The sequence below is a fragment of the Nocardioides agariphilus genome, assembly GCF_015352445.1.
GTDB lineage: Bacteria > Actinomycetota > Actinomycetes > Propionibacteriales > Nocardioidaceae > Nocardioides > Nocardioides agariphilus.
The window spans coordinates 1-12,444 of sequence record NZ_JADKPO010000054.1; the positions used below are offsets into that span (position 1 = coordinate 1).

Consider the following 12,444-nt stretch of genomic DNA (forward strand, 5'->3'; position numbering starts at 1 on the left):
ATGGCAGCCGCGCGGCTCCTCGCTGGTTGAGGAAGGCGCGCTGGCGCCTGTCTCGAAGCCAGGTGTGCAGACAGACGGGTCTGACGGGCGCTTGCCCGGGTAACGAGTGAGGTTGCTAGCGCAACCTCCTCAACCGACGGTCATGGCAGCCGCGCGGCTCCTCGCTGGTTGAGGAAGGCGCGCTGGCGCCTGTCTCGAAGCCAGGTGTGCAGACAGACGGGTCTGACGGGCGCTTGCCCGGTTTCGAGACGGTTGCTAGCGCAACCTCCTCAACCGACGGTCATTGCAGCAGCTCGACGACTGCGTACGAGGCGCCGAACGTCGCGAGCGCCACCACCACGCACAAGGCGGCGAGCAAGGCGGCCGGTACTCCGGCTCGGGCGACATCGCGTCGAGGCGGCGGGCGCATCAGCACGGACGGTGCCTGGACCCCGGGCGCCGCGGCGGCCAGAGCCGCGACGAACGACAAGACGTCGGGCCAACGGTGCTCGCGGTCCGGCTCGAGCCCGACCAGGATCGCGTCATCGACCTCGGGAGGCACCGGCACGTACGTCGACGGGGGCGGCGGCAACGCAGCCGTGGTGAGCGCCGAGACCGAGCCGTCGCGGCTGACGTGCCCGGTCAGCAGGTGGTAGGCGACGGCGGCGAGACCGTGGACGTCGGCGCGTTCGTCGACGCCGCCGCCGAGGGCCTGCTCGGGCGCCATGTACGCCGGGGTCCCGACCACGTCGGTCAGCCCGCTGGCGTGGATCAGCGCCTTGGCGACCCCGAGGTCGGCGACCATCAGCCGCTCGCGGCCCAGGCCGTCGCTGGCGAGCAGGAGGTTCTGCGGCTTGATGTCGCGGTGCACCACGCCCTTCGCGTGGAGGACCGCCAGCCCGTCTCCCGCCTGGCCCATCAACGACACGACGCGCGCGAGGTCGGCCGGACCCTCTTCGAGCACGTCGGCCACCGTGCCGCGGTCGGCGTAGGTCATCACGAAGTACGGCGTCGCGTCGACCTCGCCGACGTCGTAGACGCGGACCACGTGGTCGGAGTCTGCGGCCCGCAGGATGCGGGCCTCCTCGAGGAACCGCTCGCGGACGTCCTCACGCTGCGCCCAGTTGTCCGCAAGGGCTTTGACGGCGACGTCGGAGCGCAGCTCCTCGTCGCGGTAGAGCCACACCGACGAGAACGCACCCACCCCCAGCCGGTCGACCCGACGAAGTCGGCCCAGGCGGTCGGGAAGGGACACGCTGGGTATTGTGCCCTCACGTCAACCGGATCCCCGGCTGACAAAGAACTCGGGGGAGTCTGGGTGGAACCCGCGCCACAGGTCGATATCGACGCGCTCGCGCTGCGCGCGGCCGATGGCGACAAGGACGCGCTCGACGACCTCCTGGTCGCCATCCAGCCGCGCGTGCGACGCATCTGCGGCCGGATGCTGCTCTACCCCCAAGACGCCGAAGAGGCCTGCCAGGACGCCTTGATGCTGGTGGCCACGCGGATCGGCACGTTCGCCGGCCGGGCCAAGTTCACCACCTGGCTGCACGCCGTAGCCGCCAACAGCGCCCGGTCGACGTACCGCTCGCTGAAGCGCCGGTCGGTCGAGCTGCCGAGCGAGGAGCTCCCGGCCGGGGTCGACCCGCGCACCACCAGCGTGATCGCCGGCAGCCGCCTCGATCTGCTCGATGCGCTGGAGGTGCTTGCCGCGACGCACCCGTTGCTGGTCGAGGCGCTGGTGCTGCGCGACATCCAGGAGCTGGAGTACTCCGAGATCGCCCTGCTGATGGACCTGCCACTGGGCACCGTGAAGTCGCGCATCCACCAGGCGCGCAAGACGGTTCAGCCGCTGCTGGTCGCGCGCCTCTAGCTCTCAGCTCGTCATCACGACGAGGTCGCCGTGCGAGCCGTACCCGACGAGGTCGCCGCCGACCTTGGCGCCGTTGAAGGTCAGCATCACCCAGCGGTCGTCGACGCGAGCCAGGGTCGGCCAGGGCAGGTTGGTCGGATAGGGGGCATCGAGGCGACCGAGCTCTCGGAGGCCGAGGTCGAAGACCGGGAACTGCGCGCGCGAGCCCCGTGGGCCCTGGCGTCCGTCGCTGGCCAGGACCCGCCAGTCGTCGCCGATCCGCAGCACGGTGGTGCCCTCCGTGGCCGTGCGACGGGCATCTGCGGCCACGAGTACGAGGTGGTCGAGGTCATCACCCACGGCGAGAGCGGGGCGGAACTTGAAGAACTTCGAGGCGGTCACGAAGCCGACGTGCCAGCGGTCCTCGATGCGGACCAGGTGCGGGTCCCACGTCCCGACCGACGTCAGGCCGTCGGTCGGCAGCGGAAGAGGCCGGGTGTCCAGCACGTGCCGGCCGCGAAGGAGGTCGGCGTCGGACTCCGCGAGCGTGACGGCGACGCTCGCCTTCTTGTGCGGACGGTCGAAGTCACCCCACGTGCTGGTCGCCACCAGCCACCGGCCGCCGTCGCGGACCAGGTGCGTCGCGTTGTCGCCGTACACACCGGGAAGATCCGCGCGCCGGAAGTACAGATCGGCGCGGTGCTCGGGCCGCCATCCGTCGGGGTCGATCGCCCAGACGCCGGTGTGGGCCGCGTCGAAGAACCCAGGCCCAGCATGCGTCGCGGTGAACAGCAGCCTCGTGTCGTCGCGCACCGGAGTGCCGTCCGCGTCGGTGACCAGGCGGACGTCGCGCAGGCCGAGCTGCCCGAAGGCGCCGGCGCGTACGTCGGCCACCTCACCCGTCGCCTGGAGACCTAGCGCCCGGCAGAAGTCCTCGTCGCGGGTGTCCACGCGCTCACGCAGGTCGTAGCGCGCCCGCGCTCGCCAGCGACCCCGCTCGCGGACCAGGCCCGTCAGGTGGGTGCCGGTCAGCGTCACGGCCAACGCCTCGGCGGGCGCCTCGAGCCTGCCGAAGCGACGGCTGCGGTGCTCGCTCGTGAGCCCACCCGCGGTGACCTGCAGATCCAGCACCCCGTCGTGCACCCGAACGGCCAGCTCCGCCTGACCACTGGTCAACGTGAGCGTGGCCTCCCCAGACGTGCTCGCCGTCGCCGCGGCGTACGGTGCCGGCTGAGGCAGGTCCCATGACCCCGGACCGTCGGCCGTCGCCGTCGTGAACGCCGGGGCGACCAGGTTGACCGGCCGGCGGCGCGCCACGATCTCGAAGGGCCCCAGCACGCTGGTCAGTGTGGCAGCGGACGACGGGATCCCCCAGCAGCACCCGGGGTCCTCGGGTGCGTGCTCGCTACTGCACGACGGTGCCGCTGGTGCTCGGAGCGAGCCGGGGACCGCCGGCGAACGAGAGCCGGTACGACGTGCCCGCGGCCAGCGGTTGACGGAACTTCACCTGGCCGCGCACCCCCGTGCGTGCGGAGTCGGCCGCCACCCACTCGCTGCCGCCCGGGGCGAGCGCCATCAGCGTGACCAGCCGGTGTGGCAGCACTCCGCCGCCACCGCGGAGCACGCCGCTGACCGCGTAGTCGTCGACCGTGGCACGGCCGCGGATGGACAGCGAGGTGGCCGCGCGTACGTCGACCCGCACCCGTGGGCTGATTCCGGCAGGCACGCCTTCGGTGTGCAGTACGCGGAGCCGGTAGTACTGCGAGCGCAGCGGGCTGTGGGTGATCGCGACGGAGCCGTCGAGGCCGGTGGTGCCGGTGCCGATGACCTCGAGCCTGTCGCGCGAGCCGACTCGGCGGGCGAGCAGTTGCACCGGGGCACCGGCGACCGGAGTGCCGTCCCACGTGGTCGCCGTACCGGACACAGTCGTGGACTCACCGGGGTTGATCACCGTGGGGGCGGCCGCGATGGTCACGGTGGGTCGCACGCCGACGCGTACGACGGCGCTACGGGCGGGCTGAAGCAGCGGCGTGCCGAGGAAGACCAGACGGTAGGCGGTCGGTTCGTCGGGACCGACCCGGAACCCGACCCGGCCGAGGCGGTTGGTGCGCTTGGCCTTCTCGAACGCCCAGCTCTCGCTGTCGGAGGTCTTGGACAGCAGGATCACCCAGCGTCCGGCGATGGGGACGCGGCGTACGGCGAGCCGGCCGCGGATCGCGGTCGTGCCGTCGGGGTCGACGAACGCGTGCGTCAGCCGGATCGACAGTGTCGTGTTGAGCCGGGTGGCGGGGTGGTCGGGAGTGCGGACGACGACGCGCGCCGTACCGCTGATCGATGGACGGGTCGCCTCGTCGCCGAGGTAGTGCCAGCGGTAGCGGGTCGTGGTGTCCGGAGTCACCGTGACGCGGACGCCCCCGTGGTCACCGGTGACGTCCTCCGCGACCGGCACGAACTCGTCGGTGCCAGCCGGCTTCGCCTCGAGCGTCACGGTGTGCCCGGACTCACCGCCGGTGCCTTCGATGAGCAGCACGCCCGTGATGGCGGTGGACTCGCCCGGAGAGACGGCTGTCTTCACGGTGCGGATCGAGAGTGACGTGCCGGTGAGCTCGTCGGCGTTGGCCGGCGCGAGCATCAGCGCGGGCAGGGCGCCGGCGGCGACGGTCGCGGCCAGTGCGACTCCCGACACGGCTCTGCTGAGCCTGGTCGTCATGTGGGACCTCCTGATGGGGGCGCCTCCCTCGGGCGCACTTTCACCCCTTCAGCGATTGAGAGGTCCGCGGCGTCACATCGGTTCGGTCGAGAGGCTCCTGGTCCAGCGCTGTTCGCCGTTCGCGTCATGCTCACCGGTGGCCACGAGGCCGGCACGTGCGGCCACCAGCTCGGAGGCGAGGTGGCCCGGGGCGACGTACGCGTCGATCGTCGTCACCCCGCGATCGGCCAACAGGGCGAGCATCTGGCGGGCTGCAGCGGTTGCGATCCCCTGGCCCTGCCAGGCGGTGCCGATCACCCAGGCGACCACAGCGCGCGAGTGGTCGTCCACCGACGCCTGGACGAAGCCCACCGCGACCCCGTCGACCCGGACGATCCAGTTGAGCCACTCCTCGCGACCGTCGGCCGATCGGCCGACCACCTGTCGCTCGTACCGTCCTCGCAGCTCCTCCTCCGTAGGCGGGCTGCCGCCGATGACGCGGTAGAGCTCGGAGTCGGCCAGGACCACGGTCATCTCCTCCGCATCGGCGACCGTGAGCGGGTCGAGCCTCAGATCGGCTGCCACGCCTGACGATCCTGCCAGGGCGTGAACTCACCCCGCGCGCGATGCGTGCTCAACTCATCGGAGGATCGCGGCCACCTGGTGACCGCGATCCTCCGATTTCATCGGATGCCGCACTCAGGTCCGCAGGGCCGCACGGTGCCGGTCCACCCACGCGCGTGGAGCAGTTGGCCGAGGGCGGATGCGAGTCGATGAGCTTCGAGGACCTGGAGCCAGCCCACCCGGACGGTGAGGGCGCCACTCCGCGCGGTCGCGATGTCGCGCTCGAGGTCGGCCCATCGGTCCCGGGCTCCCTCGTGGCCGAGTCGGCCGTCGAGCTCGACGTCGGTGGCGAACTCGACGTACGACACGTCGGTGTAGTAGATCCGTCGCCCAGCACGGACTCGCCGCTGACGATGGCCCGTCGGCAGGCCGTGGGGGCGTTCGACCTTGGCCAGGAACCGTCGTTCCAGTGCCGAGTAGGCACCCGTCGAGACGTCGACGAGGACCGCCTCGAGCAGGTGGCGACGCCGGATACGGGTGATGGCGCGCAGGCGCGCATCGAGCCGCGCGGGGCTGGTCCGACCCGACTGGCAGACGTCGGCAAGGACGGCTACGGCTGCGTCCTCGGTCGCAGCCTCCGACGCGACCTGAAGCGCGGCCGGTTCGACGCGTAGACGCGGCGGGGACAGGTGGTGCTGGACATCGTCGGTGAACGAGCTGAGCCGTTTGACTCGCACTCCGTGCGGCGCGGTGAGGCGGCGATGCTCGGGTACGACGATGCGCACCGGCTCGCCGTGAGCAGTTTCGAAGCCACGGACACCGTGCGCCCGCAGAGCGTCTTTGCCAGCCAGGGCAGCGGGTTCGGCGAAGAGAACCGCAGCCCAGGCCTCCTGCTCAGCGTTGAGCGGACCGGTGTGGTCGACGTACACACCCTCGAAGACGCGGCTGAGCTCACGTCGCCGCAGCAGACGCTTGATATCGCCGTCCGTGCCACCGGCCAGGATCACCTGGCGCCGCGAGACGACCCCGCATTGACGCCTCAGCAACCGCCCGAGTTCCCGCTGATCCATCCGAGCAGGAAACCCGTGCGGGCTCAGGCACTGCAACGAGCTGTCTGCCGCCTGTGGATATCGAGGAGCGGGAACGCCGGAGAGACCCAGAGCGACGAGCATGCCGAGGTCGGCGTGCCCCTCCGTTCTTGCCACCCACGTTGCTTCGGACGACGATGCGAGCACCAGCACTACAGGGAGGTGCTCCATGCCAGGAACGTTCGAGATCTACAAGGACAAGAAGGGCGAGTTCAGGTTCCGCCTGAAGTCGAGCAACGGGCAGATCGTGGCGTCGGGGGAGGGCTACCCGACCAAGGCGGGGGCAAACAAGGGCGTCGAGGCCGTGCAGCGCGCCGCCGCGGGCGCCAAGGTCGTCGACAAGACGGACTGAGCCGCGCGGCTCGGGCCCCGGACGGCACAGACGGTACAAAGGCCTGGTGAACCAGTCCTGCCGGACCCGCACGGCGCCAGAGTCGTCGTGGTGATCACGTACGTATTGCTGGGCGCCGCCATTGCGGCCGAGGTCGCCGGCACGCTCAGCCTGAAGTACACGCGTGGCTTCAGCGACCCCTGGACGACGGTCTGGGTGGTCGCCTGTTACGTGGTGGCGATCTTCCTGCTCGCCCAGGTGCTCAGCCGCGGCATGCCCGTGGCCGTCGCGTACGCCGTGTGGTCGGCCGTCGGCATCACGGTCGTGGCCGCGTTGGGCGCGGTGCTGCTCGGGGAGTCGCTCACCTGGCCCCAGGTCGTCGGAATCACGCTGATCGTGGTCGGCGTGGTCGCCTTGGAGCTCGGGACCGCGTAGTTGGCCACTCCCTGAGTTATCTTTTTCGGAGCGGCGGCCGTCCGGTCGCAGTTGGCGCGAAGGACGGATGCGGATGACCTCGGGTGAGACGACGGATCGTGGCCGCGGCGTCAGGCCGGCCGCCCGCCGTATGCGTCCGGTGGCACTCGTCGTCTTGGCCCTGGGCCTGGTCGCAGTGCTGAGCGCGGCCTCGTGCGGTGCGCCCAACCAGGCCAGCGGCGCTGCCTCCACGACGTCCAGCCCGACCGAGCTCACCGAGCCGCCCGCGGTCTACGAGGGTCCTGCGGGCGCCGACCGCCCCAACATCGTCTTCGTGCTGATGGACGACGCCGACCTGACGCTCCTCAAGACCATGCGTAGCGGTCGCTACATGAAGCGGCACGGGGCGACCTACGAGAACGCCTTCGTGGTCGACTCACTGTGCTGCCCCTCGCGGGCCGCCACCCTCACCGGCCAGTACCCCCATCAGAACGGCGTGCTGACCAACGTCCCCAACGAGCCCAACGACCTCGGGCCGCTGGGTGGCTGGAAGGCGTTCGTCGAGCACGGCAGCGAGCAGCGCACGTTCGCGCTGCGTCTGCAGCAGTCGGGCTACACCACGGGACTCGTCGGCAAGTACCTCAACGGCCTGGGCGCCGGCATCCAGGGCAAGCCCACCGGCACGCCCATCGCCAACGTCCCGCCCGGCTGGTCGGAGTTCCGGGCGGTCATGGGCTCGGCCTACGACGAGTGGAAGTACGAAGCCGCCGAGCCCGACGGCAACGGCGGCTACCAGGTCCGTGCCTACGGCGCCCCGAAGAATGCGACCCGGGCCGAGCGGGACCGGCTCTACGCCGGCAACGTCATCAAGGACCTGTCGTTGCAGTTCATCGAGGACCACCAGGCCGACGAGGCTCCCTACTTCCTCTACGTCGGCACCTACGCGCCGCACTACCGGATCAACGACAACACGGCCTACGACGACGAGCCGCTCTTCCCGGCCGCCTACCGCGACCGCCCCGGCAAGAAGCACCCACATGGCAACTGCGGTGCCGTCGACTGCCGGCAGCTGACGATTGCCGACATCCCCGGGTACGGCGACAAGCGCGGCGACAACCAGCCCTACCGTGCCAACGGCACCCTGGCACCCGCGTGGAACACCGCGCCGCAGGGGCTGCCGAAGAAGGAGGCGGTGACCGACCTGCGCGACCGCGCGCGGATGGTGCAGACCATCGACCGCATGGTGACCCGGATCCTGAGCGTCGTCGACGACAACACCTACGTCGTGCTGACCTCCGACAACGGCCTGCACCTGGGCCAGTACGGGCTGACCGCCGGCAAGGGCACCCCCTACGAGGCCGACATCAAGGTGCCACTAGTGATGGTGGGTCCCGGCGTGGTCCCCGGCCCTCGCAAGACCGTGGTCGCCAACATCGACTGGGCCCCCACCTTCGAGGACCTGGCCGACGTCAGCATCCCCGACTACCGCTCGGGTCGTTCCATGGTGCCGACGTTCGCCAACCCCCAGGCCCACGTGCAGGCCTATACCTTCATCGAGCACACCTTCTCGCGCAGCAAACCCGGTCAGGACCCCGACCGCCCCTACTCCAACGGCGGTCTCAACGTCATCCCGTCCTACCTGGCCGTGCGCAGCCGCAACGCGATGCTGGCCCGCTTCGACCTCGACCGCAGCTGGGACGGCGTGAACTACGCCTACGAGTTCTACGACCTGCGCACCCAGCCCCATGAGCTCGTCAACCAGTTCGCCAAGCCCGCCTACGCCAAGCAGGTCGCCACGCTGATGGCCAAGCTCAAGCAGTTCGACGCGTGCAAGAGCATCCGCGAAGGGGATGCGCTCACCGATGCGTGTCGACGGTTGACCAGCAAGTAGTCACGGTGTGCATGCTGGCCCAGAACAGTGGCCAGGCTTGCTTGGCCACATCCCCGCGGACCTGAGAGGACCTCCATGACGTCGATCGACCTGGACGCCATCAACGCCGAGCGGGAGCGCATCAAGCAGGACCTGCTGGCCGACGAGTCGGTCAGACCGGAGAGCAGTGCCCGCGGCCTGCACCACTTCGCGCTGATCTGCTCCGACGTACGCCGGACCATCGAGTTCTACCAAGGCGTTCTCGAGTTCCCGTTGACCGAGATCTTCGAGAACCGTGACTACGCCGGGTCCAACCACTTCTTCTTCGACATCGGCAACGGCAACCTCCTGGCGTTCTTCGACCTCCCCGGTCTCGACCTCGGTCCCTACGCCGAGGTGCTCGGCGGCCTGCACCACATCGCGATCTCGGTGACGCGCGAGAAGTGGGACCACCTGCGCGGCAAGCTCGACGCCGCCGGCATCGAGTACGCCGTTGAGAGCGGGTCGTCGGTCTACTTCCGCGACCCCGACGGTGCGCGGCTCGAGCTGCTCGCCGACCCGCTGGGGGAGATGTACGGCACCAAGGTGCTCTGAGGGGCCGGCTCTGAGCCCCTACTCCGCGCCGGGGGACTCGTGAGGCTGGTCAGGAGTCGAGACAACGGGGTAGTGGTCGCCGTGGCGGTGGACGATCCTCCACTCGCCACCCTCGCGCCGGTAGACCTGGGTGACCCGTAGCTCGTTGCGCACCGTCTCGCCCGTCGACGACGTAGCCGTGTAGCGCTCGAAGCCGCATGTGTAGGCGAGATCGCCTTGCACCTCCGCGCACACCAGCTCGTAGTCGTAGTCGCGGCAGTCGGTGAAGCTGCCGGCCACCCAGTTGATGGTGCGAAGTACGTCGGGCCAGCCAGTGCGGGAGCGCACGCCGGCGCCGAAGACCGAGACGGGTTCCTGGCGCGACCAGGACTCGGTCCACGAGCGGGGATCGCCGCTGTGCACGTCGATGCCCGTCCGGACCTGTTGCGGGAGCCACGCATCAAGAAAGGCTGTGAGCTGCTGGGACATCGGCATCTCCATAGGGATCCAACAGTGCCTCGCCGCACCCGGTGCACCGAGACTCGGTGGACGCCGTGACGACGTCACAGGACTGGCAGAAGAACAAGCGCTGGTGGGGCGAGTCGACCTGCCAGAGACCGGCGAAGTGCGTGTAGTTCCAGCGTCGCTCGAAGCTCAGGCGCATGGCGGCTTGGTGCTCCGGGCTGGCGAAGAACCGATGTGCGTCCTCGACCGTTCGCCAGAACGCGATCAGCGTGTAATGGGGCCCGTCGGCGAAGTTGTAGCGACGCATGAACCCCGGTGCTGTCGCGAGCAACCGCATCAGCTCGACGACCTTGACCCAGAACTCATCGAAACCGTCCATGTCGGCGAACGTGCCCTGCAGCAGGAGGATCGCCCCTGCGCTCTCCGGGCCGAGGAGTCCGTCCGGCCCGGCCTGCGCGTTGATCGTCGCCGGGAACATCCGCACGCCCTCGATGGTCGTCATCGCCTCGATCGCCTGGGGCGGGGGAGGCCCGGTCACCAGTCCCACGATGCGGTGAGTCATCGCGCTGCCCGCACGGCGTCGTGCTCTCGGCGAAGTAGCAATCCGATCGTGACGGTCCTCACTTCAGTGCCTCTCTATTGAGCCGACATTATGTCGGTTGAATACGGAGACGGTAGGATCGATTCGTGACCGCTGTCAAGAGTTCTCGCCGCTACTCCTCGGCCGTCCGTGACGAGCAGGCGCGCATGACGCGCACGCGGATCGTCCAAGCGGCCGACGAGCTGTTCCGCGAACGCGGCTACGCACGGGCGACGATGAAGGACATCGCCGAGCGCGCCGGCGTCGCGCGCGACACCGTGCACTCCGTCTTCGGCAACAAGGCGGCCCTGATCCCGGCGATCGTCGATCTCCGACTGGTGCCCGACGAGTCGGTGCTCAACGTCGCGGACACGCCAGAGGCTCGCGCCGTGATGAACGAGCCCGACCCGGCGCGCCAGCTGGAGCTCTTCGCCGACTTCATGACCAAGCTCAACGTGGCCCTGCGTCCGGTGTTCGAGGTGATGCGGGGAGCTGCCGCGTCCGAGCCAGCCGTCGCGGAGAAGCTCGTGATACTCGAGAAGAGCCGGATGGCCAACATGCGCCGCTACGTCGGCTGGTTCGCCGAACGTGGCCCCCTTCGGGTCAGCACCGACTCGGCCGCCGAGACCCTGTTTACGATCCTGAGCCCGGACGTGGGGCGGCTCTTGTGCGACGAGCTCGGCTGGAGTCGGAAGCGGCACGCGGCCTGGGTCGCCGACGTCCTGAAGCGAACACTGCTGGCTGACTGAGGCTCAGCCGCGGAGTCACTTGACCTCGGCCCGCAGGATCCGTCGTACGCCGAGTGCGAGAGGTACGCCGAGCCACAGCAGGCCGGAGACGATCACGTGCGCCCATGCGTCGCCACCGGTCATCTGCCACTCATAGACGTCGCCCTGGGCTCCCTGGAAGTCGATCCAGGCAACGATGTCGCCGAGCTGATGGCTGACCGCGGCGGCGACGGCGAAGACTCCGGGCAGGACGTACTTGTAGACCACGAACACCACGATCGACGCTGGTGTGTTGAGCAGCAGCGTCGCCAGCGCGAACCCGCCCAGCATGGTCAGGGTCTGGGTCACGAGCCAGCCCGCGATGTCCTCCGGCGCGGCGTCCCATCCGGTCAGGGCCGGCTGAGCGAGCTCGCAGATCGCCGTGCAGACAATGCCGACCACGAGGGCCAGGGCGAGACTGAGCACGGTGAGGAGCTGGGCGACGACCAGCTTCGCCAGCACGATGCGCGACCGCTTCGGCTCGAGGGTGAAGGTCGTCAGTGCGGTGCGCTGGCTCCACTCGCTCGTGACGAGCATGATCGCCAGGACCGGAAGCAGGAACGACGTCATGTAGGCCGCGATCGAGATGAAGTCGCCGAGCAGGACCGGCTCCGTCTGCACGAGGGTGATGATCGTGGCCGTCCCGATCATGAGGATGACGACGATCGCGATGCACAGCAGTAACCAGAATCCAGCACGGGTGTCGCGAGACTTGCGGAGCTCCACCGACACCAGTCGGGCGAACGGCACCGGCGTCGTGGCGGAGAGGTCGAGCCGCATCGTCACACGCACATCAAAGCGGGAAGGGGCGCGATGTGCAGCCCAGCGTCTTGCGAGGCATGTCGGCGCGTCACTGCTCGCTCGTCGGAAACTGAAATTGGTGGGCCCAGCATGTGAGAAACCCCAGCAAAACCAGGGGTTCTGGGCCGTCGACTGTCGGTGCCCTCTGTTTGGATTTCACCCATGTCCAGCCAGTACGCCGAGCCGCTGACCCGGCTCGAAACCTGCCTGGACGAGATCGGTGCGGTCAACCCGACCTACCGCACGATCGCCGAGAAACAAGAAGCCCTGGTGGGGCTGTCCCGGGTGATAGCCCGCGCCCAGGCCGAACAGCAACGCATCCTCACCGTCGCCGACGACGTCGCCGACAAGGCCGGCGCCCGGTCCCCCGCAGCGTGGCTAGCGGTCGAGACCCGCGACGCCCACGGGCGCCTACGTGACCAGGCCCGCCTCGACACAGCCCTGGAGACCCGCTGGCACAAGCTGGCCAAG

Annotated in this window: 15 protein-coding genes; 7 read left to right on the forward strand and 8 right to left on the reverse strand. The window is 69.4% G+C overall.

The window, feature by feature from the left end; genetic code table 11:
* Nucleotides 1–280: 280 nt before the first annotated feature.
* The gene (locus ISU10_RS22115; protein WP_194698623.1) at nt 281–1,234 is read right to left on the reverse strand and encodes a serine/threonine-protein kinase; all 954 of its coding nucleotides are present in this window, start codon (nt 1,232–1,234) and stop codon (nt 281–283) included.
* A gap of 63 nt (nt 1,235–1,297) precedes the next feature.
* On the opposite strand from ISU10_RS22115, the gene ISU10_RS22120 reads away from it, so the two are divergent.
* Nucleotides 1,298–1,852 (forward strand): RNA polymerase sigma factor, encoded by a 555-nt coding sequence (locus ISU10_RS22120; protein WP_194698624.1) that lies wholly within the window; start codon nt 1,298–1,300, stop codon nt 1,850–1,852.
* Nucleotides 1,853–1,855: 3 nt separating this feature from the next.
* Here ISU10_RS22120 and ISU10_RS22125 read toward each other — a convergent pair whose 3' ends face one another.
* The 4 genes from ISU10_RS22125 to ISU10_RS22140 all read right to left on the reverse strand — a co-directional run bounded on the left by ISU10_RS22125 (nt 1,856) and on the right by ISU10_RS22140 (nt 6,154).
* Nucleotides 1,856–3,169: a hypothetical protein gene (locus ISU10_RS22125; protein WP_194698625.1), complete on the reverse strand. Its 1,314-nt coding sequence runs from the start codon at nt 3,167–3,169 to the stop codon at nt 1,856–1,858.
* 67 nt (nt 3,170–3,236) lie between these two features.
* Complete coding sequence (locus ISU10_RS22130) at nt 3,237–4,541, reverse strand: hypothetical protein (RefSeq protein ID WP_194698626.1); 1,305 nt, start codon at nt 4,539–4,541, stop codon at nt 3,237–3,239.
* A 72-nt stretch (nt 4,542–4,613) separates the two neighbouring features.
* On the reverse strand, nt 4,614–5,105 hold the full coding sequence (locus ISU10_RS22135) for a GNAT family N-acetyltransferase (RefSeq protein ID WP_370865791.1): 492 nt from the start codon (nt 5,103–5,105) through the stop codon (nt 4,614–4,616).
* Nucleotides 5,106–5,203: 98 nt separating this feature from the next.
* On the reverse strand, nt 5,204–6,154 hold the full coding sequence (locus ISU10_RS22140) for a hypothetical protein (protein ID WP_194698627.1): 951 nt from the start codon (nt 6,152–6,154) through the stop codon (nt 5,204–5,206).
* Between the two features lie 187 nt (nt 6,155–6,341).
* Here ISU10_RS22140 and ISU10_RS22145 point away from each other — a divergent pair, with 187 nt between their 5' ends.
* From ISU10_RS22145 to ISU10_RS22160, 4 genes are all read left to right on the forward strand, one after another.
* Nucleotides 6,342–6,524 carry a YegP family protein gene (locus tag ISU10_RS22145; protein ID WP_194698628.1) on the forward strand — a complete coding sequence of 61 codons (183 nt, stop codon included), beginning with the start codon at nt 6,342–6,344 and terminating at the stop codon, nt 6,522–6,524.
* Between the two features lie 90 nt (nt 6,525–6,614).
* Nucleotides 6,615–6,938, forward strand: coding sequence for a DMT family transporter (locus tag ISU10_RS22150; protein WP_194698629.1), 324 nt, complete (start codon nt 6,615–6,617; stop codon nt 6,936–6,938).
* 73 nt (nt 6,939–7,011) lie between these two features.
* Complete coding sequence (locus ISU10_RS22155) at nt 7,012–8,808, forward strand: sulfatase-like hydrolase/transferase (protein WP_194698630.1); 1,797 nt, start codon at nt 7,012–7,014, stop codon at nt 8,806–8,808.
* 75 nt (nt 8,809–8,883) lie between these two features.
* On the forward strand, nt 8,884–9,381 hold the full coding sequence (locus ISU10_RS22160; RefSeq protein WP_194698631.1) for a VOC family protein: 498 nt from the start codon (nt 8,884–8,886) through the stop codon (nt 9,379–9,381).
* A gap of 18 nt (nt 9,382–9,399) precedes the next feature.
* On the opposite strand, the gene ISU10_RS22165 is transcribed toward ISU10_RS22160, so the two are convergent.
* Nucleotides 9,400–9,849 carry a YybH family protein gene (locus tag ISU10_RS22165; protein WP_194698632.1) on the reverse strand — a complete coding sequence of 150 codons (450 nt, stop codon included), beginning with the start codon at nt 9,847–9,849 and terminating at the stop codon, nt 9,400–9,402.
* Nucleotides 9,821–10,363 (reverse strand): antibiotic biosynthesis monooxygenase family protein, encoded by a 543-nt coding sequence (locus ISU10_RS22170; RefSeq protein WP_194698633.1) that lies wholly within the window; start codon nt 10,361–10,363, stop codon nt 9,821–9,823. Before ISU10_RS22170 ends, ISU10_RS22165 begins: the two co-directional genes overlap by 29 nt.
* Nucleotides 10,364–10,512: 149 nt before the next feature.
* Between ISU10_RS22170 and ISU10_RS22175 the strand changes: the two genes are divergently transcribed.
* Nucleotides 10,513–11,154 (forward strand): TetR/AcrR family transcriptional regulator, encoded by a 642-nt coding sequence (locus tag ISU10_RS22175; protein ID WP_194698634.1) that lies wholly within the window; start codon nt 10,513–10,515, stop codon nt 11,152–11,154.
* Between the two features lie 15 nt (nt 11,155–11,169).
* On the opposite strand, the gene ISU10_RS22180 is transcribed toward ISU10_RS22175, so the two are convergent.
* Nucleotides 11,170–11,952, reverse strand: a complete 783-nt coding sequence (locus tag ISU10_RS22180) for an ABC transporter permease (protein ID WP_194698637.1) — start codon at nt 11,950–11,952, stop codon at nt 11,170–11,172.
* A 183-nt stretch (nt 11,953–12,135) separates the two neighbouring features.
* On the opposite strand from ISU10_RS22180, the gene ISU10_RS22185 reads away from it, so the two are divergent.
* A partial coding sequence (locus tag ISU10_RS22185; RefSeq protein ID WP_194698635.1) for a hypothetical protein occupies nt 12,136–12,444 on the forward strand: 309 nt, incomplete at its 3' end.